The following is a 24,947-nucleotide window of genomic DNA, read 5'->3' as shown; positions in this document are numbered from 1 at the left end:
CGGCCATGGTCGGAAATATCCGTGCCCGGTTCATACCGCCAAGGGCTGCCCTTGTCCAAAGATGTATGTACCCCTCCCTCCAACATTGCCCGCTCTAACGTTGCTCAATCTTTGACGCAACGAGCACGGACCATGACCACCCCACCCATCACGACCGTTGAGGCTGAACCGTTTTTTTTACTGACCAGCGAAAGCTGGTCCGACCAGCAGATTCTGCAAACCATGGAAGAGAGCCTGGCAGCCTTCATGGGCAAACTCCCGCTGGAGGAACAAAATGAATACCTGCGCCTGTGCAAAGACCAGACGCGGCGCGAGCAGCTCTTGAACACTGCCCTGAATGATTTCTACCGCGACTTGAACCAGCAACTGACCGAGGCCCTGGAAAGCGCACTGAGGCGCAAAGCCGGCAAGCCGATCAACCCACAGACGACTTACCTGAAAACCAGAGTCCGGCAGTTGCCCATCGCCCCGCACGAACTGCCGGCCAATGATCTTCTCAGCAACAAAATACGCATCTTCAAAGAAGACCTTGCCGTGCAGGAGTATGAACGCTCGATCACCTTACTGGAGGCCGCGCACCGTAACTTCGGATTCACCGCCTACTTTTCCACCGAAGAACAACGCGCCAGCACCATCAGCGACGACGCGATCAGCGTGAAGGACTTCGTCGCCGTCGCACGCAGCGTCGATATCGGCAAGCGAATCAGCGATTACATCGAAAAAGAATTCCAGGCACGCCTGTCCTCCGCTTTGTTCGGCCTGCAAGGCACCAAGCTGATGATCGCCCTGAGGGACGCCTACCGCACTGGTGAAGCCTGGAGCATCAGTGAGCGTGAATTCAACGCCCTCAAAAGCGCTCTGTTCGACAAAAACACCCCCTGGGACCTGTACCAGCTGAACGCCGGTGGCGACAAAATTGCCATCCCTTTTTTTACCCGGCACGTTGAGGGCCCAGAGGGTTCTTGCGTCTACAGCTATTTTCCGGACCGTCCGGACGGCGCGCTGCGCCGACATGCCTCGCACCAGGAGGCCGTGGACGCCCTGCAAAACCAGATCCGCAACGATGTAGGCCTTGCACGCTTCGGCTGGTTCATGAAGGCGATTTCCTTGAAGGAACAGGAAACGATCCGAACCTTTATCAAGCCGCTCAGCGTCAATCGCGATGAACTCTACTGGCATGCCCGTATCCTGTATGACCTGTTCGCCAGCAAGACCCCAAACCGGCAAAAACTGGCCGTTGAAAAAATTCGCACGGACACAGGTTCCCTGGCTCACACTCTGCCTATTTATCAGGCTCGCCCCATCCAGTCCGACCTGATTCGACTGGCGCGCACCAATCAACTCGCAGATCGCGACGCCGCGGTTGACCTGCTCACCTATCTGGTCAGCGAAACCCTGTCGATGCTGCTGATCCCCGTTCCCGGTGGTGTCACCGGACTGAGCAAGGTCATGCTGGTGGCGATGCTCGGCACCCTCGCCTATCAGACCGCTGAGGCCATATCGGCATTGCGTCGCGGGCGGCAGGCGGAGTTGGTGCAAGCCGTGGGGGACATTTTTGATCTGCTGGTGGGCGTACGCATTCAGGGGGTCGCCGGCAGACTGTCGGCGCGCCGCACGCGCAAGCTCATGAATGCCTTGGGCAACCCCAGGTACGCGACCACCGCCGACGGCAAGCCTGGCCTCTGGTTCGTGGAAACCGACAGGCCCATCGACCCGCATTACCTGAGCGGTGTTGAGCGGAACAATCAGGGTGTGTTTGAAAAAAACCAACGTAGCTACATCAAATTGCAGGTCAACGACCACAGCAAATTCGCCGAGGTCACGCTGGAAAGCAGCACCGGGCGCTATCGACTGACGGGTGATGCTTCAAGCGTGCGCCCCTACGTCATCTACCTGCCCAACCATCAGCATTGGGCACTGGACCCGCTCGACATCCGTGCCCTGAATGACGCTCAAGTGCTGCAACAGATGATCTCGCCTAGCCAGCTGTCGTTGACCTCCACAACCTGCCGGCGCGCACTGGACGTCGCCGGCATCGATCGCCAAGACTTGCTGGATATCTGGTTCGACCGCCAGCCCGTAGCCCCGACACTTATCCAGGCTATTGAGGATCAGTACCCCACGTCCCAGACGTCAGTCGATAGCCCGGCGCTGAGCCTTTTGCAACAGCGCTTCCCGGATCTATCTCGCGCCATGGCCGCCGACCTGCTGCAACGGTACCCATCGTTACGCGATGCCGGTGCGTACTCCGTTCTGGATGCCCCCGTGCGCGAAGCCATTCATAAAAGCCGCCAGCAAAGCCTCATTATCGGGGCACTGGGTACGCTGTCTGACCCCAGCGGTCAGGGGCTCAACAGGCAAAGCGAGACGCTGTTCGGCAACCTGCTGACCCTGTTGCCGGGCTGGCCCAGCGATGTCGGGGTACAGGTCTATCAAGGCATGACTGATCAGGCCGGCGATATTGTGGGTCGGGGTGCGCTGTTGGACACCTACGGCAATGACGACGCCGACAGTTTTGTCATGCTGGTCAAATCCGATAACCGCTATGCCGGCTACCTGCAAGACAGCGGCGAGCTGGCGCCTGTACCTGCCGGAGAAAACAGCTTGCTCAGCGCGACGTTGCGCACACTTACCGACACGCAACGCGCTGATGTCGGCCGCGCCATTCATGACACCAGCGGCCTGGCCCAAGATGTGCTCAAACAGGCCCGCCTGCATCAGGCGTATCTGCACGAATTCCTGATCCCCTCGCGGGAGCTGCCACTCTCGAGCCAGAGCCTCAGTGCGTTTCGCATTGTCTACAAACAGTTGCCGAACAATGCCGATGCCGACGGCATCCATGAGTTGAACCAGCGTAAATACGTGAGCATCGACAATGGTACCTATCAGGTGATGCTTGATCGGGACGCCTCCTCCGGCACCCGCAAAGTCTGGCGCATTGTCAAACCGAACGATCCAGTGGCCATGGATGAGAGCAACGTCTACAACAGCAGTCGGGCCGGCGAAAGCAGGGCCATTGTGCGCAATGCGGCGAACCTGTGGGTCACCGCCGTTATCGGCGCATCAGGTGGTATGCGCCGCTCGGAACACGGCTGGTCGTTCCACCGGCAAGTGGCTGACCGGTTAACTGCCGCCGCCCATCAGATGCTCAGTCCGCAGCGTCGCGTGCAAAAGCTCTTCCCGTCCTTTAACGCCGAGCAGGTAAGCGCTTTTATTCGCACGCTGGGAGACGACGTAGCAAGCGGGCTGACTGAGCGGGAAGCCGAATATAGAAACCTCAAACAAGCGCTGAAGGCATGGGGGCGGGCGGACACCTCCCAACCCGCCGGCTGGGCGACCGTCGTGACCGAGCAGATCAAACGCTGTTGGCGCCGAGAGACCGGAACGTCCTTTAAAATGCCCTCGGGTACCAAAGTGCTTCCCGCGTTGAAAGCAGACTTCAGCCATGTACTGGAACTGGATCTGGTATCAATTGACTGGTCGGACACGGCCGATACATTTATCGGCAATTTCCGTCACCTGGAACGGTTGCGCATTACTCACTCCACCCTCGACAAACTCCCCGGCGCAGTAGGTGACCTGAGCAACCTGACTACGTTGAACCTGAGTTCGAATCGAATCCGGCTGGATGCACAAAGCGCGTTAAAGCTATCGGGACTCACCCGGCTTGAGCATATCGACTTGTCGGAAAACCCGCTGGGGATAACCCCCGACTTCAGCGCAATGCCCAACCTGAAAACATTGGACCTGAGGGGCACAAAGATAGATCAGTGGCCGACCGGACTACAGAACAAGACCGGCCTGACAAAAGTGGACTTGCTCAGCAACCAATTGCGCGAGGTTCCCGCGATAAACTTGAACCCGACGATCGACCAGCTCCCCGCCATTGCCAGAATCAACAACGTCACGCTGCTCCAGGGCAACCCCTTCCCCGACCAGTACTGGAGAAAATTCGACACCTACTGGCGGCTCATGAAAGACAACCACCCTGACCTGATCGTTGGAGCAATCGAAGGGGCCTTTGACTGTAAGAATCCGCGGGTGGAGCGCTATCTCGAAATGTACCCGAACAAGACCCTGCGACAGGCTCGTGACTTCTTATGGGGCTTTCCCGAAGCCACAGTGGAAGCTGAATTGAGCCGACTGGAACACGAGCTCAGCCAACTGCGGACCCAGTTAAGCGCTTGGGTATTCTCAGGTGGAGGGCAACGCCAGGCCTACATCCGCGCAGGCGAGTTGGCGGAGAACGCCGTGAATCGAAACGATAGGCACACCGCCCGAGAGCGCATCCTGAATTGCTGGAGACGGGAAGCGCCCCAGGTACATGCCCATGACGGAACACCGATCGGCCTGGAACTCGACCTCAGTGGCCTGAGACTGTCGAGTTTGCCGGATATAGACGCTGACTTCAGCCATGTAGGCTCGCTCAAATTGAACAATATGGGCCTGAGTGCTTCTCCGGAGGGGTTTCTCACACAATTCCGACACGTGCGCTGGCTAAGCATGACCGACAATCAGCTCAGGGAACTTCCCCCGGCGCTGGGGGAAATGCGTGGCCTTACCAAACTATTTCTGCAGAACAACCAGATCCGCCTTACCCAGGAGACCGCACGTATTCTGTCCGAGCGCGTCACCCTCAGAGCCCTATGGATAAATGGAAATCAACAGCTGGGTATAGCACCGGACTTCAGCCAGATGCCGGATATACGCTCGATCAACCTGGGGAATACAGGTATCGATACCTGGCCTACCGGCCTGAGCGAGCAACCGTTACTGGACACGATAAATCTGGTGGGTAATCGGATTTCAGAGATTCCAGACTCTGTCATCGAACCGACGGATGCTCGCCTGGCGCAATCAGCGCACGTCAATAACATAACTATCGTAACCCGCAACCCATTGTCCGACGACACGTTGGCGCGGCTTACCAGGTACGGCGAGCGATTGACCGCTGCGGGTATAACCGACGCCGAACGACCGAACCGCCTGGTAACTTCAGCCCTGCAAAACAGAGGGCAAAGTGCATTCAGAAACCGTGGCGACGAGTCGTTTCGCCGCTTAACCGCAGGCCTTGCTCCAGACCGACTTCACGCCAGGAGAACGCAGTGGAATGTGCTGCGTGAACAACCAAACGCCGACCCCTTCTTCAACTTGCTCAATCGCCTCGAACGCCTCGACGCCGGCCAGGCAGATTACCAACGCAGAGTGTGGGAGGTCATCGACGCGATCAGTGAAAACAGCCCGCAATCGGAAGCCCTGCGCAAGGAAATTTTCGACCGCGCGGGAGAGCCAACATGTTGTGATCGGGCGGCTTTCTCTTTCGGTAACCTGGAGACCACCGTGCTGGTCTACAGAGCGCGCAGCCAAGCCATGGATCAGTCACAAGGCGTGCACTTATCGACATTATCCAAAGGCCTGTTCCGTTTGCATGAAGTCGACAAGATCGCCTCGGCCGACATCCAGCGCAGCGAAGCCATCGTCAACGATCCGGCCGTGTCGGAAACAGACAAACGCCCCCACCGCCGCCGTTTGGGCGAGGAAGTCGAAATCAGGCTGGCCTATCGTCATGGCCTCAAGGAGCGCCTGCAACTGCCGGGGCAACCGCCGAGTACCGCCTTCACTCAACTGGCCGGCGTTACGCAGACAATGCTGGACAGCGCCTATGAAGCCGTCATCGCGCTGGATAACTCGCCCGAAGAATTCCAGGCGCTGGTGTCCAGGGAGTTTTGGCAGGTGTACATCACCAACAAATACCAGGCGCAATTCGAAGTACAGCGCCAGCCTTATCAGGAACGTCTTGAGGCGTTGCACAACAGTTTTGCCGCGCAGCAACTCCCCGAGACCGCCTACAAGGAGCAAACCGACAGTCAGCAAGCCTTGCTCGCGATTGAAGAGGCAGAACTGATCCAGACGCTGACTCGACAAGAACTGGCCGAATGATCTCGGCCGTTAGTTACTCGTCGTCGTCGAAGTTGTAACTGCCCGGCGCCAGGTTTTCAAAGCGCGTGTACTTGCCGATGAACGCCAGGCGGATAAAGCCGATCGGCCCGTTCCGCTGTTTGCCGATGATGATCTCGGCAATGCCTTTGTGTTCCGTTTCGGGGTGATAGACCTCGTCGCGGTACACGAACATGATCACGTCGGCGTCCTGCTCGATCGCTCCGGATTCACGCAAGTCGGAGTTCACCGGGCGCTTGTTGGGGCGTTGCTCCAGGGAGCGGTTGAGCTGGGACAGCGCCACCACCGGGCAATTGAATTCCTTGGCCAGCGCCTTCAAGGAACGAGAGATTTCGGAAATCTCGTTGGTGCGGTTGTCGCCGCTGGAGCCCGGGATCTGCATCAACTGCAGGTAGTCGATCATGATCAGCGCGATGTCGCCGTGCTCGCGCACCAGACGGCGCGTACGCGCACGCATTTCGGAGGGGCTGATACCAGCGGTGTCATCGATGAACAGCTTGCGGTCGTTGAGCAGGTTGACCGCCGAGGTCAGGCGCGGCCAGTCGTCATCCTCAAGTTGACCGGAACGCACTTTGGTCTGGTCGATACGACCAAGCGACGAAAGCATACGCATGATCAGCGATTCACCTGGCATCTCAAGGGAGTACACCAGTACCGCCTTGTCGCTGCGCAAAACAGCGTTTTCCACCAGGTTCATCGCAAAGGTGGTTTTACCCATCGACGGACGGCCAGCGACGATGATCAAGTCGGACGGCTGCAGGCCGCTGGTCTTTTCGTCGAGGTCGGTGTAGCCGGTGGAAATACCGGTAATGGCCGCGTCGGTGTTGAACAGGGTGTCGATGCGGTCGATGGCTTTGGTCAACAGGTCGTTGACGCTGACCGGGCCGCCGGTCTTGGGCCGTGCTTCGGCGATCTGGAAGATCTGGCGCTCGGCCTCGTCGAGGATCTCGGCGGCGGTGCGGCCTTCGGGGTTGAAGGCGCTGTCGGCGATTTCGGTGCTGATGCCGATCAACTGGCGCAGGGTGGCGCGCTCGCGAACGATCTGCGCATACGCCTTGATGTTGGCGACGGACGGCGTGTTTTTCGCCAGCTCACCCAGGTAGCCCAGGCCGCCCACTTGGGAGGTCTGGCCTTCCTTGTCCAGTTGCTCGGCCAGGGTCACCACGTCGATCGGTGAGTTCTGGTCGGCCAGCTTGGCGATGGCGCGGAAGATCAGGCGATGGTCATGGCGATAGAAGTCACCGTCCGAGACTTGATCCAGCACGCGTTCCCAGGCGTTGTTGTCCAGCATCAAGCCACCGAGCACGGCCTGTTCGGCCTCGATGGAATGCGGCGGCACCTTCAGGGCAGCGGTTTGCAGATCGTATTGCTCAGGAGCGGAGATTTCGTTCATGGCCACTTGGAATTAGGGGTGTGTAGAAAAACAAAAGGCACGACCTGTAAACAGGATCGTGCCCGATGTTAACCGGCTGACACGCGAGGTGCCAGTCAGTTAGGTGCGACTTAAGCTGCTACCACGACAACGCGTACGGTGGCTTCAACTTCGGCGTGCAGGTGCACGGCTACGTCGAATTCGCCTACGTTGCGGATGGTGCCGTTCGGCAGACGAACTTCGCTCTTCTGCACTTCAACGCCGGAGGCGGTCAGTGCATCAGCGATGTCGTGGGTGCCGATCGAACCGAACAGCTTGCCTTCGTCACCGGCGGTGGCAGTGATAGTCACTTCCAGCTCAGCCAGTTGGGCAGCGCGAGTTTCGGCCGATGCTTTTTTGTCTGCTGCGGCTTTTTCCAGCTCAGCGCGACGCTCTTCAAACGCAGCCAGGTTGGCAGCGGTTGCAGCGGTGGCTTTGCCGTATGGCAGCAGGTAGTTACGACCGTAGCCGGCCTTAACGTTCACTTTGTCGCCCAGGTTGCCCAGGTTGGCGACTTTTTCCAGAAGGATCAGTTGCATGTGAAAATCCTCTAACTTTTAACCTTCACCGTTCGCGCTATCGGCATCTTTCGACGCCAGACGTCCGCGAAAATCAATCAGGCCGTCGACAATGGCCAGAACCACGAGTAACGGATAGATCAGCTGCATGAACAGCAACAGCGTGACGTACAACCCCACCAGCCAGAACCTGGCCAGACGCTTTCGCGCAACCAGCCCATGAATCAGGGCCAGCCCGGCAAACACCAGCGGTACGCTGCAAATCGGCGCCAGCAAGGCCATCTGTGGACCGAAGTTCGGCCCGACAACCATGCACGCCAGCAGCAACATCGCCGGCCCCGCGGGGATTCTGATACTGCGAAACTCGCGACCAAAACCACCCGGGTTGTACAACAACGCCTGCCAATAACGCCCAACAATCAGGCTCAGCACGCTGACGACCTGCAACAATGCCGCAATCAGGCCGGTCAGGACCGGAGCAATCAGTGACGCAAACCGCGCTCGCTCATCTACCGATAATTGCTGGTAGAGATCCCCGAGGGCCAGCGGCAGGATCTTGACGATTTCCTGCGACAGCGCCTCGATTTGCGGGCGGAAAGCCGCGCCAAGCATCACTGAGTACACCAACCCCAATGCCACGCTGACCAGCAGCGTGCGGACCCAGGACTCACTTGCGCGTAAAACCAACGCAAGGCTTGATGACCCCAGCAGTACCAGAAGTACCCGTGGATCACCCATTTGCAGCCACCAGATCAAGGCCGGCAACAAACCCAGGGCAAGAACGCCAAGGGCGTCCTTCAAACCGCGCCGCAGCAGCACAAGGCAACCTGCGGCAGCACCCAACCAATAAAGCAACGGCAATGCCGCACAGCCAGCCACTACCAGAGTGGCCTGCACACGACCGCGCATGATGAACTCAGCTAAGGCGCGCATGCATTCAATCCCTTACTACTTGTCGACTGCCCGGTCTCAGCGGCCGTGGCTGTCGGTGTAGGCCAGCAGGGCCAGGAAGCGGGCGCGCTTGATAGCGGTGGCCAGCTGACGCTGATAACGTGCTTTGGTACCGGTGATACGGCTTGGAACGATTTTGCCGGTCTCGGATACATAAGCTTTCAGAGTGTTGAGATCTTTGTAATCGATCTCTTTCACGTCTTCAGCGGTGAAGCGGCAGAATTTACGACGACGGAAGAAACGTGCCATTTGATAGGCTCCTTAATAAGGTCCGTGGATTACTCGTCAGCGTTATCGCTGTTGTCACTGTCATCAGCGCTATCATCAGCACCTTCTTCAGGACGGTCGCGACGCTCACGGCGCTCACTGCGGTTTTCTTCAGCCTTGAGCATCTCGGATTGGCCGGTAACGGCTTCTTCGCGACGGATGACCAGGTTACGGATCACTGCATCGTTGTAGCGGAAGTTGTCTTCCAGCTCGGCCAGGGCCTTGCCAGTGCACTCAACGTTCAGCATCACGTAGTGAGCCTTGTGAACATTGTTGATTGCGTAGGCCAGTTGACGACGGCCCCAATCTTCCAGACGGTGGATTTTGCCGCCGTCTTCTTCGATCAGCTTGGTGTAACGCTCAACCATGCCGCCGACTTGCTCGCTTTGATCCGGGTGGACCAAAAAGATGATTTCGTAATGACGCATGAATGCTCCTTACGGGTTGTAGCCTGCCGCTCAAAAACGGTCAGACAAGGAGTGAATGACACTTATGGATCTTGCCGCAGGGGAGGCACATGCGTGCCTGCCAGGAAGGCAAGGGGCGCAATTGTAGAGAAGGGGGAGAAGCGGCGCAAGGTAATTGGTGATTATTTGAACAATCCTGAATAAACACCACAAAACCAATGTGGGAGCTGGCTTGCCTGCGATGACCATGGCACCGGCAACATCTCTGCCGACTGACACTCCGTCATCGCGGGCAAGCCCGCTCCCACATTTTGATTACTTCTTGGGCTTGGCCTTAGCCTTGGCCCCACGCTGACGCTGGGCCTCGAACAGGCACACGCCCGTCGCTACCGACACGTTCAGGCTGCTGACGCTACCGGCCATCGGCAGGTGCACCAGGTAATCGCAATGCTCACGCGTCAGACGGCGCATGCCTTTGCCTTCGGCGCCCATGATCAGGATGGTCGGGCCGGTCAGGTCCTGGTCATAAATGCTGACCTCAGCCTCCCCCGCCGTGCCCACGACCCACAGGCCGCGCTGCTGGAGTTTCTCCAGGGTACGCGCCAGGTTGGTCACGGCCACCAGCGGAATCACTTCCGCCGCACCGCAGGCGACCTTACGCACCACCGGCGTCAGGGTCGCGGATTTGTCCTTGGGCACGATCACCGCCAGCGCACCGGCAGCATCTGCCGAACGCAAGCAAGCGCCGAGGTTGTGCGGGTCGGTGACGCCGTCCAGCACCAGCAGGAGCGGCGCGCCTTCGGTACGGTCGAGCAGCTCGTCGAGCATCGCCTCGCCCCAGACCTGGCTCGGGCTGACGTCCGCAACCACGCCCTGGTGAACGCCTTCTACCCACACGTCCATTTCACGACGTTCGGCCTGACCGATGGCAACCTTGTTCTGGGTGGCCAGTTCGACCAGCGCCTGCACACGCGGCTCGCTGCGACCTTCTGCCAGCCAAACCTGCTTGACGCGCTTGGGGTGGTGACGCAGCAGTGCTTCTACGGCGTGCACGCCGTAGATTTTTTCCAGACTCATGACTTGGCCTTAGGTTTGCGCGACCCGCCGCTTTTCGCGGGGGCAGAGCCCGCTTTAGGCGGGCCTTTACGATGTTTACTTGGCTTGCTCGACGGTTTTTCCGCCCCTTGGGACTTTCCCCCAGACGCCGCTTTACCACCGCTTTTGGCTTCGTTGAGCAACTGCTGCTTCAACTCGCGGCTTTTGCGCAGTTCGGCATTTTTTGCCGCGGCATCGCTTGGACGGTAGGCTTCAGGAGCCTTGTCCTTGGCCGAAGAACGACGAGCCGTTTTGGCAGGTGCAGGCTCGGCCGTGGCTTTTGCGGTGGCCCCTTTGCCTTTGGACGCAGGCGCGGTGGTTTCACCACGTTTTTTACGACCCGCAGGCTCTGCCGGCTTGTCAGGCATACCGAAGTCAATCTTGCGCTCGTCCAGGTCGACACGCATGACCTGCACTTCAACGGTATCGCCCAAGCGGAAGCTGCGACCGGTGCGCTCGCCCGCCAGGCGGTGATGCACAGGATCGAAGTGGTAGTAATCACCCGGCAAGGCGGTGACATGCACCAGGCCCTCGACGTAGATGTCGGTCAGCTCCACGAACAGGCCAAAGCCGGTTACTGCGGTGATCACGCCCGGGAACGACTCGCCTACACGATCCTTCATGAACTCGCACTTGAGCCAGTTCACCACGTCGCGAGTGGCTTCGTCGGCGCGGCGTTCGCTCATGGAGCACTGCTCGCCCAACTGTTCCAGGGCCGCTTCGTCGTACGGATAGATCCGCGCCTTTGGAATGGTCATGGCACCGGCGCGCTTGACGTGCGGGGTGTTCTGCTTGGAATGGATCACGCTGCGGATCGCCCGGTGCGTGAGCAAGTCCGGGTAGCGGCGAATTGGCGAAGTGAAGTGGGTATACGCTTCGTAATTGAGACCGAAGTGGCCCTGGTTATCGGCGCTGTACACCGCCTGACTCAAGGAGCGCAGCATCACGGTCTGGATCACGTGGTAATCCGGACGGTCTTTGATGCTGGCCAGCAGCGCCTGGTAATCCTTGGGCGTCGGGCCGTCCTTGCCTTTGTGCAGGGACAGGCCAAGCTCACCGAGGAAGGCGCGCAGCTTTTCCAGACGCTCCGGCGGCGGACCGTCGTGGACGCGGTACAGCGCAGGAATTTCGTGCTTCTTGAGGAACTCGGCAGTGGCCACGTTGGCCGCCAGCATGCATTCCTCGATCAGCTTGTGCGCATCATTACGGGTGGTCGGGGTGATAGCGGCGATCTTGCGCTCGGAACCGAAAACAATCCGGGTTTCCTGGGTTTCAAAATCGATCGCGCCACGGGTATGACGCGCGCCCAGCAGCACCTTGTACAGCGAGTACAGCTGCTTGAGGTGCGGGACCACGCCAGCGTATTCGGTACGCAGGGCCTTGGCTTCGCTGGTCTTCGGGGTTTCCAGAATGGTGCTGACCTTGTTATAGGTCAGGCGTGCCTGGGAGTGGATCACCGCCTCAAAGAACTGGTAGTCAGTCATTTCGCCGGTTTTGGAGATGGTCATCTCGCACACCATGGCCAAACGGTCGACTTTCGGGTTCAGGGAGCACAGTCCGTTGGACAGCTGCTCAGGCAGCATCGGGATCACGCGCTCAGGGAAGTACACGGAGTTGCCGCGTACCTGGGCTTCGTTGTCCAGGGCCGAACCGATCTTCACGTAGCTGGACACGTCGGCAATCGCAACGTACAGCTTCCAGCCGCCCGAGAACAGGCGCAGCTTGCCAGGCTTGGCTTCGCAGTAGACCGCGTCATCGAAGTCGCGAGCATCTTCGCCGTCAATGGTGACGAACGGCAGATGGCGCAGGTCGATGCGTTTTTCTTTGTCTTTCTCTTCGACTTCCGGCTTGAGCTTGGCGGCTTCCTTGAGCACGGCCTCAGGCCAGACGTGAGGAATATCGTAGGTGCGCAAGGCAACGTCGATTTCCATGCCCGGCGCCATGTAGTTGCCGACCACTTCGACGATATCGCCCTGGGGCTGGAAGCGCGCGGTTGGCCAGTGGGTGATTTTCACCTCGACGAACTGGCCGACCTTGGCGGCGCCATTGCGGCCCGGGGTGATCAGCACTTCCTGCTGGACCTTCGGATTATCCGGCACCACAAAGCCGATGCCGCCTTCTTCGAAGTAACGGCCGACAATGGACTCGTGGGCACGGGACACCACTTCGACGATCACGCCTTCACGACGACCGCGACGGTCCAGGCCGGACACGCGCGCCAGGGCACGATCGCCATCGAACACCAGGCGCATTTGCGCCGGGCTCATGAACAGATCGTCACTGCCGTCGTCCGGGATCAGGAAGCCGAAGCCGTCACGGTGGCCGGCAATGCGGCCCAGGATCAGGTCGAGCTTGTCTACCGGCGCGTAAGTGCCACGACGGGTGTAGATCAATTGAGCATCGCGCTCCATCGCACGCAAACGGCGGCGCAGGGCTTCGAGCTGGTCTTCGGTGGTCAGACCGAACTCTTCGACCAACTGCTCGCGGCTAGCAGGCGAACCACGATCGGCGAGGTGCGCCAGGATCAGTTCGCGGCTAGGAATAGGGTTTTCATATTTTTCCGCTTCACGAGCGGCCTCGGGATCGAGGGACTGCCAATCGGCCATTAGAGAGTTTTCACCTTGTCTATATGTGGGTTAGTTTGGCATACGCGTATTGAAACGGGAAATTTCAGGTATCAACAAGCGTTTAAAAGACCTTTACGACCCCCGTCACGCACCTTGCACGACCGCTGGTGAAATTTTCCAGGGTTTTTTCATGGCAGGGGTTTACAGCTCAAATATCGCTCCGTATAGTGCGCGCCATCGACGACGGCAACGTTGTCAGATAATGCCCAGGTGGTGAAATTGGTAGACACGCCAGCTTCAGGTGCTGGTGATCGCAAGGTCGTGGAAGTTCGAGTCTTCTCCTGGGCACCAAATTCAGATCAAACCCGCGAAAGCGGGTTTTTTCGTTTCAGACCTTTGATTTTTAACGGAAAAATTGATTTATATTTTTCGAATCAGGGGTTTACAGATCAAAAAGCCCGCCGTATAGTTCGCCCCATCAACAGCGGCAACGTTGTTAGATAATGCCCAGGTGGTGAAATTGGTAGACACGCCAGCTTCAGGTGCTGGTGATCGCAAGGTCGTGGAAGTTCGAGTCTTCTCCTGGGCACCAAATTCAGATCAAACCCGCGAAAGCGGGTTTTTTCGTTTCTGGCGTTTGAAAATCTCGCCAGTGATTTCCCCCTCATCCGCACTTGAGAAGTTTTATCGTTTATCCTTGCAATGATTTGTTGCATATAGCGAGGAACACTTCGGATGATGATCCGCGATAACCGTCTCAAGACATCTCTTCTGCGCGGCCTGAGCCTCACCCTGCTCGGCCTGACTCTGCTCTCGCCCGCCGCCTACTCCGCCGACAAGATCGCCCTGACCTTGTACAACGGCCAACACAAGGAAGTCGGCGATGAACTCGCCAAAGCCTTTGAAGCCAAGACCGGCATTCACGTCAACGTGCGTAAAGGCAGCAGCAATCAGCTGGCCAGCCAGGTGGTCGAAGAAGGTGACCGCTCCCCCGCCGACGTGATCTATACCGAAGAGTCGCCACCGCTGAACAAACTCGGCGAGCAAGGCTTGTTGGCAAAAATTGATGCCAGCACCCTGGACGTGCTGCCCAAGGATTACGTTGGCCGCAACGGCGACTGGATGGGCGTGACTGCACGCACCCGTGTCGTGGCGTTCAACCCAAAACTGATTGCTGAAAAGGACCTGCCCAAATCCGTCCTGGATTTCGCCGGCCCCGAGTGGCAAGGCAAGGTCGGCTTCGTGCCCACCAGCGGCGCCTTCCAGGAACAAGCGGTGGCGATCATCAAGCTGCACGGTCGCGAAGCTGCCGAAGAGTGGCTGACCGGCTTGCGTGCCTTCGGCAAGGTGTACAGCAACAATATGGTCGCCCTCAAGGCCGTGGAAAACGGCGAAGTGGCCACCGTGCTGGTGAACAACTACTACTGGTTTGCCCTGAAAAAGGAAAAAACCAACCTGGACTCCCAACTGCATTACTTCACCGATGGCGATGCCGGCGGCCTGATCACCGTATCTTCCGCTGCCGCACTCAAATCCAGCAAACATCCCAAAGAAGCTCAGCAACTGCTGGCATTCATGGCCAGTGAAGAAGGCCAGCGCGTGATCACCAACACCTCGGCCGAATACCCGCTGCGCAAGGGCATGGAATCGAACCGTGGCCTCAAGCCATTTAGCGAGCTGCAGCCACCGAAGGTCACCCCCGCAGACCTGGGTAACGCCGAAGAAGCCCTGGAACTGGAACGTGACGTTGGCCTGAACTGATGAACCCCTCGCTCTCCGTCGCGGGGTTCACCCCCCGTCGCAAACGCCCGTCGATCTGGCTGCTGCTGCCCGTGCTGCTGCTGGTTGGCCTGAGCCTGTTGCCGCTCGCCTATGTCGGGCTCAAAGCCTGGCAGGCGGGCTGGACGGAGGCGGTGCATCTACTGTGGCGGCCTTATGTGTTCGGGCTGCTGCGCAACACCCTGGCGCTGATGGTCGGCGTGACCCTGAGCTGCGGCGTGATCGGCCTGTCCCTGGCCTGGCTGCTGGAACGCAGCAACCTGCCGGGGCGACGCATCTGGGGCGTGATCCTGTGCCTGCCGTTTGCGGTGCCGGCGTTTGTCAGCAGCTTTACCTGGGTATCGCTGAGCGCACAGCTCGAGGGCCTCGGCGGTGCGATCCTGGTGATGAGCCTGTCCAAATACCCGCTGGTGTTTCTGCCGGTGGCGGCAACGCTGCGCAATCTTGACCCTTCCCTGGAAGAGTCGGCCCGCACTTTGGGGCACAACCGCTGGGGCGTGTTCTTTCGCATCACACTCCCGCTGCTGTGGCCATCGCTGCTGGCCGGCTCACTATTGATCGCACTGCACATGCTGGTGGAATTCGGCGCGCTGTCGATCATCGGGTTGCAGACCTTCACCACTGCGATCTATCAGCAGTTCGAACTGGAATTCAGCAATGCCAATGCCGCAATGCTCTCGGCAGTGCTGCTGGTGATGTGCCTGACCCTGCTGTGGCTGGAGCTGCGTGTACGCGGCAAAGGCCGGCACGTGCGCATCGGCCAGGGCGCGGCGCGACACGCCGAGCAGGTTCGACTGGGCAAGTGGGCACCATTGGGCCAGGTGTATTGCCTGGCGCTGGCGATCATCGGCAGCGGCATTCCGCTGGGGATGCTCGGGTATTGGTTGGCAGTCGGTTCGTCGGCAGCCTTTCCGATGGCCGAGATCGGTGAGGCGCTGCTGTCATCCCTGGCGCTCTCGCTGGGCGGCGCCGCACTGTGCCTGGTACTGGCAGTGCCGGTTGGATTGCTGGTGGTGCGCTACAAAGGCCAACTGGCAATCTGGGCCGAACGCTTGCCGTATCTACTGCATGCCCTGCCCGGCCTGGTGATTGCGCTGACCCTGGTGTATTTCGCCCTGCATTACGTGCCGGCGCTGTACCAAACCTCGGCGTTGTTGCTGATTGCTTATGCGCTGCTGTTTTTGCCGTTGGCACAGGCACCGATTCGTACAGCGCTGAACAAGGCGGCGCCACAATTGGAAGAGGCGGCGCGCACGTTAGGCGCATCGTCGTTCAGTGCGTTTTGCAGAGTCACCCTGCCGATCATATTCCCTGCATTGGGTGCGGCGTTTGCGTTGGTGTTCCTGGATGCGATGAAGGAACTGACAGCCACGCTGCTGCTGAGCCCGACCGGATTGAATACCTTGGCGACTGCCGTCTGGGCGCATACCTCGAATGTGGAATTTGCGGCGGCGGCGCCGTATGCGGCGTTGTTGATTCTGGTGTCGGGGTTGCCGGTGTATCTGCTTACGACGCGGATGTATTTGAGCCGCTGAAACAGCTATCGCAGGCAAGCCAGCTCCCACAGTTGACCGCGCTCCAACTTTGGAATGCAGTTGAATGTGGGAGCTGGCTTGCCTGCGATGAGGCCAGTCCAGGCAACCTCAAGCCCGGAACTGCCCCAGGCTCGCCTTCAACTGCGCCGCCAACCCATCCAGCACCTTGCCACTGGCCGTCGTCTCCACCACCGCCTGCGCGGCACGCTCGGCCTGGGCATGGATCACTTCGACCCGACCACGCACCGCATGGGCGCCCTGGGCCTGGTGCTCGGCGGCGCGAGTCGCCAGGCCAATGGCCGCGTGAACCTGCTCCACGGATGCCTGCACCGTCTGCTGCAAGCGCACGCTGTCGCGCAACACCAGCAAGCCCTCATTGGCCTGGCGGCCAGCCTTGCCGATGGTTTCCACCGCCTCACGCGCCCCCTGCTGCAATGCCACGATATGCGCCTGGATATCGCCGGTAGAGCTTTGGGTCTTGCTGGCCAGCGCACGCACTTCGTCAGCCACCACCGCAAAGCCACGCCCGGTCTCGCCCGCTCGCGCCGCCTCGATAGCCGCATTGAGCGCGAGCAAATTGGTTTGCTCGGCAATGCCATGAATCACGGTCAGCACGACCTCGATCTGCTCGCTTTGCTGCGCCAGACGCTCGATTACCTGGGAGCCGGCCTGGACCTGCCCCGCCAGCGCCTCAATCAAGCTGCCGACTTCAGCCGAAGTGCGCGAGTTTTCGTCCGTAGCCTGGCGAATATCCACTACCTGCTGTAACGCCGCCTGCATGGCGTGGCTTTCAGCCTGGGCCTCGTCAGCCATTTGCGACAGTGCCCGCAAGCTCTCTGCCACCTCGTCGCGCTGCAAGCCCGCTGCCGCGTCGGCGCCAGCATTGCGCAATGTCATGGCACCGATTTCCACACCGGTACGCTGGGCCACGTCGCCCGCCTCGCGCACGATGGGCTGCAACTTATCCACAAAGCGATTGACCGCCGAGGCCATATCGCCGATTTCATCCTTGCTGTTGATCTGCACGCGCTTGGTGAGGTCGCCCTCGCCTGCGGCCAGATCATCCATCGCGGCAATCAGCAACTTCAGGCGATTGACCACGCGCCGCCCCAGCACAATGGCGATCAGCAGCAATACCCCAAGCCCCACCAGTGCCAGCCCCATGCCGATGCGCCAGCGCAGGGTGCCCGCCGCGTCTTGCACGGCGCTGGCGGTATTGGCCGTCATTTGCGTGGCAGTGGCTTGCGCAGATTGCAGCCGGGCGCCCATGGCGCTGGCACTGTCAGCCGCCGCCCCCTTGAGGCTGTCGCCCACCAGTTGATCACCGCTGGCGATCAACGCGGCAAAGCGCTTATCCAAGGCTTGCAGGTCGGCTTCAACCGTCGCGGTCGACACGCCCATGCGCACCTTGCCGATTTCTACACCATTGGGGCTGATCGAGGCTTCGACGTAATACACCGACGGGTCTGTCTTGGCCGCGTCCAGCACCTTATCCAGAGCACGCTCACCCGCGCCCTTTGCCAGCAGGGCCTGGTTGATCGGGTTTTCGCGGTTCAGGTATCGGGTCAGGTGCTCGCCTGCGGCGTCGTCATACACCACGAACAGCACATTGGGGTTGCGCTGGGCCCGGCGGGCAAACTCAGAAAGGGTCGGCACGTCACTGTCCCACATGGCGCGAGGCGCGACCGAGGCCAGCAACTGCGCCATGTCATTGGCGGAGTCCTGCAGGTCTTTTTCCAGCGTCGCACGCAACTGCTTTTGCTCTTCCTGCAAGCGCGTGGACAGCCCGGCTGTGAGGCGCTGGCGCGTGCTGGCGGACAGGCTGTCCAGGCTGGACGTGACTTCCTTGCCAGCCTGGGCCAGTTCACCAGACAACTTCTGGCTATCTATGCCCAGGCGATTGCCCAAATCGGCTTCCAGCGCCGTCACCGTGCTCCGCGTCAGCGCGACGGCGACCAGCACTTGCACCAAAAGGGCGATACCAAGGGTAACGAACACCGGCCGCAACAGACGGCTTTGTAACAACGAGAGAACGGCAGACACTGGAAATCCCTCCACCACGGGTGCCACTAATTTGATAGCACCTCGAAAGAGGGAAACACAGCAAGGGTCGTGCCGTTTGCCGGGCAGAAACGACAAAGGGCTCCCGAAGGAGCCCTTTGCTTTTTACATCAACAGCTTATTAAGCGAACGGGTGACGCAGAACGATGGTCTCGTTGCGGTCCGGGCCGGTCGAAATAATGTCGATAGGCGCACCGATCAGCTCTTCCACACGCTTGATGTAGGCGCGAGCGTTGGCTGGCAGTTCTTCCAGGGTCTTGGCGCCCACGGTCGATTCGGTCCAGCCTGGCACTTCTTCGTACACAGGCTGCAGGCCCACGTAGCTGTCAGCGTCAGTCGGGGCAACATCGTTGCCTTGGGCGTCTTTGTAGCCGACGCAGATGTTGATGGCTTCCAGACCGTCGAGTACGTCCAGCTTGGTCAGGCAGATGCCCGAGATGCTGTTCACATCGATAGCGCGACGCAGGATAACGGCGTCGAACCAGCCGCAACGACGAGCACGGCCAGTGGTGGCGCCGAATTCGTGACCTTGCTTGGCCAGGTGTGCGCCAACGTCGTCGAACAGCTCAGTCGGGAACGGACCGGAACCTACACGGGTGGTGTAAGCCTTGGTGATGCCCAGAATGTAGTCCAGGAACATCGGGCCAACGCCCGAGCCGGTGGCAACGCCGCCAGCAGTGGTGTTGGAGCTGGTCACGTACGGGTAGGTACCGTGGTCGATGTCCAGCAACGAACCCTGGGCACCTTCGAACATGATGTCCTTGCCGGCGCGACGCAGATCGTGCAGCTCGGCGGTCACGTCCAGCATCAGCGGCTTGAGCAGCTCTGCGTATTCCTTGCACTCGGCCAGGGTCTTTTCAAACTCGATGGCAGGCTCTTTGTAATAACCGACCAGCATGAAGTTGTGGTAATCCACCAGCTCACGCAGCTTGTCTTCAAAGCGCGGCATGTTGAGCAGGTCGCCCACACGCAGGCCACGACGTGCAACCTTGTCTTCATAGGCCGGGCCGATGCCGCGACCGGTGGTGCCGATCTTCAGCTCGCCACGGGCCTTTTCACGGGCCTGGTCCAGCGCAACGTGGAAGGACAGGATCAGCGGGCAGGACGGGCTGATACGCAGGCGCTCACGCACCGGTACGCCTTTCTCTTCCAGCTTGGTGATCTCGCGCAGCAGGGCGTCAGGTGCAACTACCACGCCGTTGCCGATCAGGCACTGCACGCCTTCGCGCAGTACGCCCGACGGGATCAGGTGCAAGACAGTTTTTTCGCCATCGATGACCAAAGTGTGGCCAGCGTTGTGGCCACCCTGGTAGCGCACTACGGCGGCAGCATGTTCGGTCAGCAGATCAACGATCTTGCCTTTGCCCTCATCACCCCATTGGGTGCCCAGGACTACGACATTCTTACCCATAACACTTGTCCTCATTCGCGCAAACTTGGTGCCGGCGATGGCCGGCAGGAAAACTCAAGAAGCCAGTGGCGATACTTGCCAAAGCCCGTTCTGCTGAATCAATTGCCGGTCGCAGTCCGCTTCACGGGCGGCGGCCAATGGCTGCCCAGGCAAGGCCTGGACCACACGCTGACCCTCACTGCGTAACTGGCAAACCTGCTGCCAGAGCGCCGCGTCCGTACTGTCGGGCATCCAGATGCCGCCAGACGGCAGCTCGACCTCAGCACGCCCCAGGGTCACCAGGGTTTTCAAATCGGTGGAAAAGCCAGTGGCCGGACGTGCACGACCGAAGTCGGCGCCGATATCGTCGTAACGACCACCTTGGGCGATGGCTTGGCCAACACCCGGAACAAATACCGCGAACACCACACCGGTGTGGTAGTGGTAGCCGCGCAACTCGCCCAGATCAAAATACAGCGGCAGCTGCGGGAACCGCGCCGACAAGCGTTCGGCAATCGCCAGCACGTCATCCAGTGCCGCCAATACCGGCGCCGGCGCATTGGCCAGGCGCTCACGCGCAGCCACCAGCACTTCACGGCCGCCGCACAGGTCCACCAGCGCACGCAGCATAGCGGCCAGTTCAGCCGGCACACCCGCTGTGAGGGCGATCACTTCGTCGATAGCCTTGCGCTGCAGGGCATCAAACAACTGTTGCTCCACTTCACCGGACAACCCGGCCGCGCGGGCCAGGCCACGGTAGATACCAACGTGACCGAGGTCCATGTGCACATCCGGCACATCCGCCAGTTGCAACATGGCCAGCATCAGGCTGATCACTTCAACATCGCTGCTCGGGCTGGCATCGCCGTACAACTCGGCGCCCAACTGGATCGGGCTGCGCGAAGACGACAAGGCGCGCGGCTGGGCATGCAGCACGCTGCCGGCGTAGCACAGGCGGCTCGGACCTTCGCGGCGCAGGGTGTGCGCATCGATACGCGCCACTTGCGGCGTGATGTCGGCACGGAACCCCATTTGCCGGCCCGATTGCGGGTCGATCACCTTGAAGGTACGCAGATCCAGGTCCTGGCCCGCGCCGGTCAGCAGGGATTCCAGGTACTCGATATGGGGAGTCACGACAAACTCGTAACCCCAGCTCTGGAACAGATCCAACACCTGGCGACGCGCTACTTCAATGCGCGCAGCTTCTGGTGGCAGTACTTCTTCGATGCCATCTGGCAGCAGCCAGCGGTCTACCGTTGCCATTACGCCATTCCCCTTTGATCCGGGCGGCCAGCCCTCGGCCGAGCCTTGAGTGAAGCAGAAAATACCCGCCCCTTGCATAAACCACGCGCAAGAGCGACGTGACGAATGGCCTGCAAACGGCCTCGTCGGGCACTTTCCTCGAAAAACCTGTCACGCCTGCCGAATCAAACATGCAGACGCAAAAAAGCCGGGAATTTCCCGGCTGCCGCATCATACACCCGTTTTCTGAAAGGATCACCCCGCCAGGCATTTTAGCCGCCCGACGGAGTGCGCCTTACAGAATCACGGGCTGGTTACTTGGACTTTTCCAGGTAGCGGAAGAAGTCGCTGCTTGGGTCCAGCACCAGTACGTCGGTTTTGTTCGCGAAGCTTTCACGGTAGGCACGCAGGCTACGGTAGAACGCGTAGAACTCCTGGTCCTGGCCGTAGGCCTTGGCGTAGATCGCTGCGGCTTGAGCATCGCCATCACCACGGGCCTCTTCAGACTCACGATAGGCTTCTGCCAGCAGGACACGCCGCTGACGGTCGGCATCGGCACGGATACCTTCAGCCAACTCGTTACCCTTGGCACGGTGCTCACGCGCTTCACGCTCACGCTCGGTGCTCATACGCTCGAACACGCTGCGGTTCACTTCCTTGGGCAGGTCAATGGCCTTGACGCGAACGTCGACCACTTCAATACCCAGCTCTTTCTCCGCCATGGTGTTCAGCGAACGGGTGATATCCGCCATCAGCGCATCACGCTCACCGGATACCACCTCGTGCAGGGTGCGCTTACCAAACTGGTCACGCAGGCCCGATTCCAAACGACGCGACAAACGCTCGTCGGCAATCTGCTTGAGGCCGGAGGTCGCAGTGTAGAAGCGCTCGGCATCCTTGACGCGCCACTTGGCGTACGCGTCAACCATCACGGCTTTCTTTTCCAGGGTCAGGAAGCGCTGTGTCGGTGCATCCAGGGTCATCAGGCGGGCGTCGAACTTGCGCACCTGGTTGACGTAGGGGACTTTCACATGCAGGCCCGGCTGGACATCCGCCTGGACCACGCGACCGAATTGCAGCAGCACCGCACGCTCGGTCTGAGCGACGATGTAGAAGCAGTTCCAGGCAGCGATGACCACGACGACGCCCACAATCAGGGCGGTCAGCGATTTATTGCTCATCAACGGCTCTCCCTGGTACGTGTTTGCTGTTGCAGCAAGTCAGCGGCCGCACGGGCGCTCGCTTCGTTGGCAGCGGCATTCGAACCGGTGGACGGTGCGCTGGTGCCGCTACGACCACTCTCGATCATCTTGTCCAGCGGCAGGTACAGCAGGTTGTTCTGCCCACCCTTGTTGCCGGTCACGAGAACCTTGCTGGTGTTGCTGAAAACTTCCTGCATGGTGTCCAGGTACAGACGCTCACGCGTGACTTCCGGTGCCTTGCGGTACTCGGCGACCAGCTTGGTAAAGCGATCTGCCTCACCCTTGGCGCGCGAGACCACTTCATCGCGATAACCGTTGGCATCTTCAAGGATGCGCTGGGCCTGACCACGGGCTTCCGGCACAACGCCGTTGGCATAGGTTTCAGCCTGGTTGCGCGAACGCTGCTCGTCTTCACGGGCACGGATCACGTCGTCAAAGGCTTCCTGCACTTCACGCGGTGCCGCTGCGCTCTGTACGTTCACCTGAGTGACGGTAATACCGGTGCGATAGGTATCGAGGAACCGTTGCAGGCGCTCCTTGATTTCGCTGGCCATCAATTCACGACCTTCGGTCAGCACCTGGTCCATGGCGGTAGAACCTACCACATGGCGCAGGGCACTTTCGGTTGCGTGTTGCAGGCTGATTTCCGGCTGATCAACGTTCAGCACGAAGTCCTGCAGGTTGCTGATCTTGTACTGCACGGTCAGCGGCACTTCGACGATGTTCTCGTCTTCGGTCAGCATCTGGCCCTGCTTGGTGTACGCACGCTCACGCGTGACGTTCTCCATGTACTTCTTGTCGATCGGCGGGAAATAGATGTTCAGGCCTGGCCCGACAGTCTCGTAGTACTTGCCGAAGCGCAGCACCACGGCTTGCTCCTGCTCGTCCACCACGTAGACCGCGCTGTACAGCCATACGGCTGCGAGCACGACAAGACCCAGGCCCAGCAGGCCATAGCCACCGCCCTTGCTTGTGCGACCGCCGTCGTCACCACCACGTTTTTTTCCACCACCGAACAACCCATTCAGGCTTTCCTGCAGCTTTCGGAAGGCCTCGTCGAGATCCGGTGGCCCCTTGCGGTCGCCATTATTGCGGCGCTTACCACCCCAAGGATCCTGATTATTCGAGTTGCCACCCGGCTCATTCCAAGCCATAGCGCTCTCCATCTGATAAAGCAAAGACGCACCCACGGCGCGCCGACCAATGCTACAGAATGCCTGCTACTGCGGCACAACCGCTTTCTCAGGCTTTTATTGCAAAGTGTGTTGTTCGATGAACTCTGCCGGTACAACACCCTCTCGGCTGACCAGCCGATTGAGTTCCGAGCGTGGCAATCGAACGGCCAGCAAGCTGACACCTTCTTCGTCGTGTTCTTCTTTCTGTACCGCGCCCAACTCGAAAAACTGTGCACGCAGTCGAGCAAAACGCTGCGGCAAGCGCAAGGTGCCGACAAACAAATCACTGCCCAGCAACTCGGCAATCGCTTGTTCAAGCAGCTCCAAACCACTGCCATCGCGCGCCGAAAGCCATACCCGCTGGGGCTTGCCGTTTTCGTCACGCTGGATTTGTGGCTCAACGCCTTCAAGCAAATCGAGTTTGTTATAGACCTCAAGGATCGGCAAGTCCTGGGCACCAATCTCGCCCAGCACCACCATGACCTGTTCAATCTGCAACATGCGATCCGGTTCGGCCGCATCGATCACGTGCAGCAGCAGGTCGGAATTGCTCGACTCTTCGAGCGTAGACCGAAATGCCTCGACCAGCTTGTGCGGCAAGTGACGAATGAAACCCACCGTATCGGCCAGGACAATCGGCCCCAGGTCGTCGATGTCCAGACGGCGCAAGGTCGGGTCGAGGGTGGCGAACAGTTGGTCGGCCGCGTAAACATCCGATTTCGTCACGTTGTTGAACAGCGTGGATTTACCGGCGTTGGTGTAACCCACCAGCGACACGGTAGGGATATCCGCACGGGAACGGCCACGGCGCGATTGTTCGCGCTGACTGCGGACTTTTTCCAGGCGGCCCTTGATCTGGCGCAGGCGAACCCGCAGCAGACGCCGGTCGGTTTCCAACTGGGTTTCACCCGGACCACGCATACCGATGCCGCCACCTTGACGCTCAAGGTGCGTCCAGCCGCGAACCAGGCGGGTGCTCATGTGATCAAGCTGGGCCAGTTCGACCTGGAGCTTGCCTTCATGGGTACGGGCGCGCTGGGCGAAAATGTCGAGAATCAGGCCGGTACGGTCGATCACGCGACACTCGAAAACACGTTCGAGGTTACGTTCCTGACTGGGCGTGAGAGTGTGATTGAAGATCACCAGATCGGCTTCTTCAGCGTGAACCAGGTCGCGCAGTTCCTCGACCTTGCCGCTGCCGATCAGGTATTTGGCGGTTGGCCGATGACGCGGCACGTTAAAAAACGCAACGGTCTCGGCGCCGGCCGAATTTGCCAACTCCTGAAACTCCTGCGGATCTTCGCGCGCCTCAGGGTCCTGTCCATCCAAGTGAACGAGGATTACTCGCTCACCACCACCGTGGCGCTCAAAGAACAAAGGAGACTCCTA

The 24,947-nt window shown here is 59.7% G+C and carries 16 protein-coding genes and 2 tRNA genes; 5 read left to right on the top strand and 13 right to left on the bottom strand.

The features are described 5' to 3' along the window. The first annotated feature begins 132 nt into the window (after positions 1–132). Positions 133–5,940: an NEL-type E3 ubiquitin ligase domain-containing protein gene (locus TX23_RS13680; RefSeq protein WP_057702595.1), complete on the top strand. Its 5,808-nt coding sequence runs from the start codon at positions 133–135 to the stop codon at positions 5,938–5,940. Between the two features lie 13 nt (positions 5,941–5,953). On the opposite strand, the gene dnaB is transcribed toward TX23_RS13680, so the two are convergent. The 7 genes from dnaB to rnr all read right to left on the bottom strand — a co-directional run bounded on the left by dnaB (position 5,954) and on the right by rnr (position 13,213). After that, the gene (gene dnaB / locus TX23_RS13675) at positions 5,954–7,351 is read right to left on the bottom strand and encodes a replicative DNA helicase (protein WP_003188079.1); all 1,398 of its coding nucleotides are present in this window, start codon (positions 7,349–7,351) and stop codon (positions 5,954–5,956) included. A 110-nt stretch (positions 7,352–7,461) separates the two neighbouring features. Next, the gene (gene rplI / locus TX23_RS13670) at positions 7,462–7,908 is read right to left on the bottom strand and encodes a 50S ribosomal protein L9 (protein WP_003171376.1); all 447 of its coding nucleotides are present in this window, start codon (positions 7,906–7,908) and stop codon (positions 7,462–7,464) included. A gap of 18 nt (positions 7,909–7,926) precedes the next feature. Further along, positions 7,927–8,820: a YybS family protein gene (locus TX23_RS13665; protein WP_057702594.1), complete on the bottom strand. Its 894-nt coding sequence runs from the start codon at positions 8,818–8,820 to the stop codon at positions 7,927–7,929. 36 nt (positions 8,821–8,856) lie between these two features. Further along, positions 8,857–9,087 (bottom strand): 30S ribosomal protein S18, encoded by a 231-nt coding sequence (rpsR, locus tag TX23_RS13660; protein WP_002551829.1) that lies wholly within the window; start codon positions 9,085–9,087, stop codon positions 8,857–8,859. A 29-nt stretch (positions 9,088–9,116) separates the two neighbouring features. Continuing rightward, complete coding sequence (gene rpsF / locus TX23_RS13655; protein WP_005784250.1) at positions 9,117–9,533, bottom strand: 30S ribosomal protein S6; 417 nt, start codon at positions 9,531–9,533, stop codon at positions 9,117–9,119. Between the two features lie 294 nt (positions 9,534–9,827). After that, positions 9,828–10,589: a 23S rRNA (guanosine(2251)-2'-O)-methyltransferase RlmB gene (rlmB, locus tag TX23_RS13650; protein WP_003188074.1), complete on the bottom strand. Its 762-nt coding sequence runs from the start codon at positions 10,587–10,589 to the stop codon at positions 9,828–9,830. Then, positions 10,586–13,213: a ribonuclease R gene (gene rnr / locus TX23_RS13645; RefSeq protein WP_057702593.1), complete on the bottom strand. Its 2,628-nt coding sequence runs from the start codon at positions 13,211–13,213 to the stop codon at positions 10,586–10,588. Before rnr ends, rlmB begins: the two co-directional genes overlap by 4 nt. Before the next feature lie 225 nt (positions 13,214–13,438). On the opposite strand from rnr, the gene TX23_RS13640 reads away from it, so the two are divergent. The 4 genes from TX23_RS13640 to TX23_RS13625 all read left to right on the top strand — a co-directional run bounded on the left by TX23_RS13640 (position 13,439) and on the right by TX23_RS13625 (position 16,488). After that, positions 13,439–13,525 (top strand) — tRNA-Leu (locus TX23_RS13640). A gap of 154 nt (positions 13,526–13,679) precedes the next feature. Beyond that, positions 13,680–13,766: transfer RNA gene (locus tag TX23_RS13635), tRNA-Leu, on the top strand. A gap of 143 nt (positions 13,767–13,909) precedes the next feature. Further along, positions 13,910–14,935, top strand: a complete 1,026-nt coding sequence (locus TX23_RS13630) for an iron ABC transporter substrate-binding protein (protein ID WP_057702592.1) — start codon at positions 13,910–13,912, stop codon at positions 14,933–14,935. Continuing rightward, entirely contained in the window at positions 14,935–16,488 is a 1,554-nt protein-coding gene (locus tag TX23_RS13625; protein WP_057702591.1) for an ABC transporter permease, read from the top strand. The genes TX23_RS13630 and TX23_RS13625 overlap by 1 nt, the downstream gene beginning before the upstream one ends. A gap of 108 nt (positions 16,489–16,596) precedes the next feature. On the opposite strand, the gene TX23_RS13620 is transcribed toward TX23_RS13625, so the two are convergent. The 6 genes from TX23_RS13620 to hflX all read right to left on the bottom strand — a co-directional run bounded on the left by TX23_RS13620 (position 16,597) and on the right by hflX (position 24,935). Next, positions 16,597–18,531, bottom strand: coding sequence for a methyl-accepting chemotaxis protein (locus TX23_RS13620; RefSeq protein WP_057702590.1), 1,935 nt, complete (start codon positions 18,529–18,531; stop codon positions 16,597–16,599). 139 nt (positions 18,532–18,670) lie between these two features. Then, the gene (locus TX23_RS13615; RefSeq protein ID WP_014716669.1) at positions 18,671–19,960 is read right to left on the bottom strand and encodes an adenylosuccinate synthase; all 1,290 of its coding nucleotides are present in this window, start codon (positions 19,958–19,960) and stop codon (positions 18,671–18,673) included. 54 nt (positions 19,961–20,014) lie between these two features. After that, positions 20,015–21,202, bottom strand: coding sequence for an ATP phosphoribosyltransferase regulatory subunit (locus TX23_RS13610; RefSeq protein ID WP_057702589.1), 1,188 nt, complete (start codon positions 21,200–21,202; stop codon positions 20,015–20,017). 293 nt (positions 21,203–21,495) lie between these two features. After that, positions 21,496–22,362, bottom strand: a complete 867-nt coding sequence (hflC, locus tag TX23_RS13605) for a protease modulator HflC (RefSeq protein ID WP_003188064.1) — start codon at positions 22,360–22,362, stop codon at positions 21,496–21,498. Next, a complete protein-coding gene (gene hflK, locus TX23_RS13600) occupies positions 22,362–23,537 on the bottom strand; it encodes an FtsH protease activity modulator HflK (protein ID WP_005784234.1) in 1,176 nt (391 codons plus the stop codon). Before hflK ends, hflC begins: the two co-directional genes overlap by 1 nt. Positions 23,538–23,633: 96 nt before the next feature. After that, positions 23,634–24,935 (bottom strand): ribosome rescue GTPase HflX, encoded by a 1,302-nt coding sequence (hflX, locus tag TX23_RS13595; RefSeq protein WP_003188061.1) that lies wholly within the window; start codon positions 24,933–24,935, stop codon positions 23,634–23,636. Positions 24,936–24,947 lie beyond the last annotated feature (12 nt).

Origin of the sequence: Pseudomonas paralactis (assembly GCF_001439735.1) — a bacterium.
GTDB classification, from domain to species: domain Bacteria; phylum Pseudomonadota; class Gammaproteobacteria; order Pseudomonadales; family Pseudomonadaceae; genus Aquipseudomonas; species Aquipseudomonas paralactis.
This window is presented reverse-complemented; position numbering and strand designations above follow the sequence as displayed.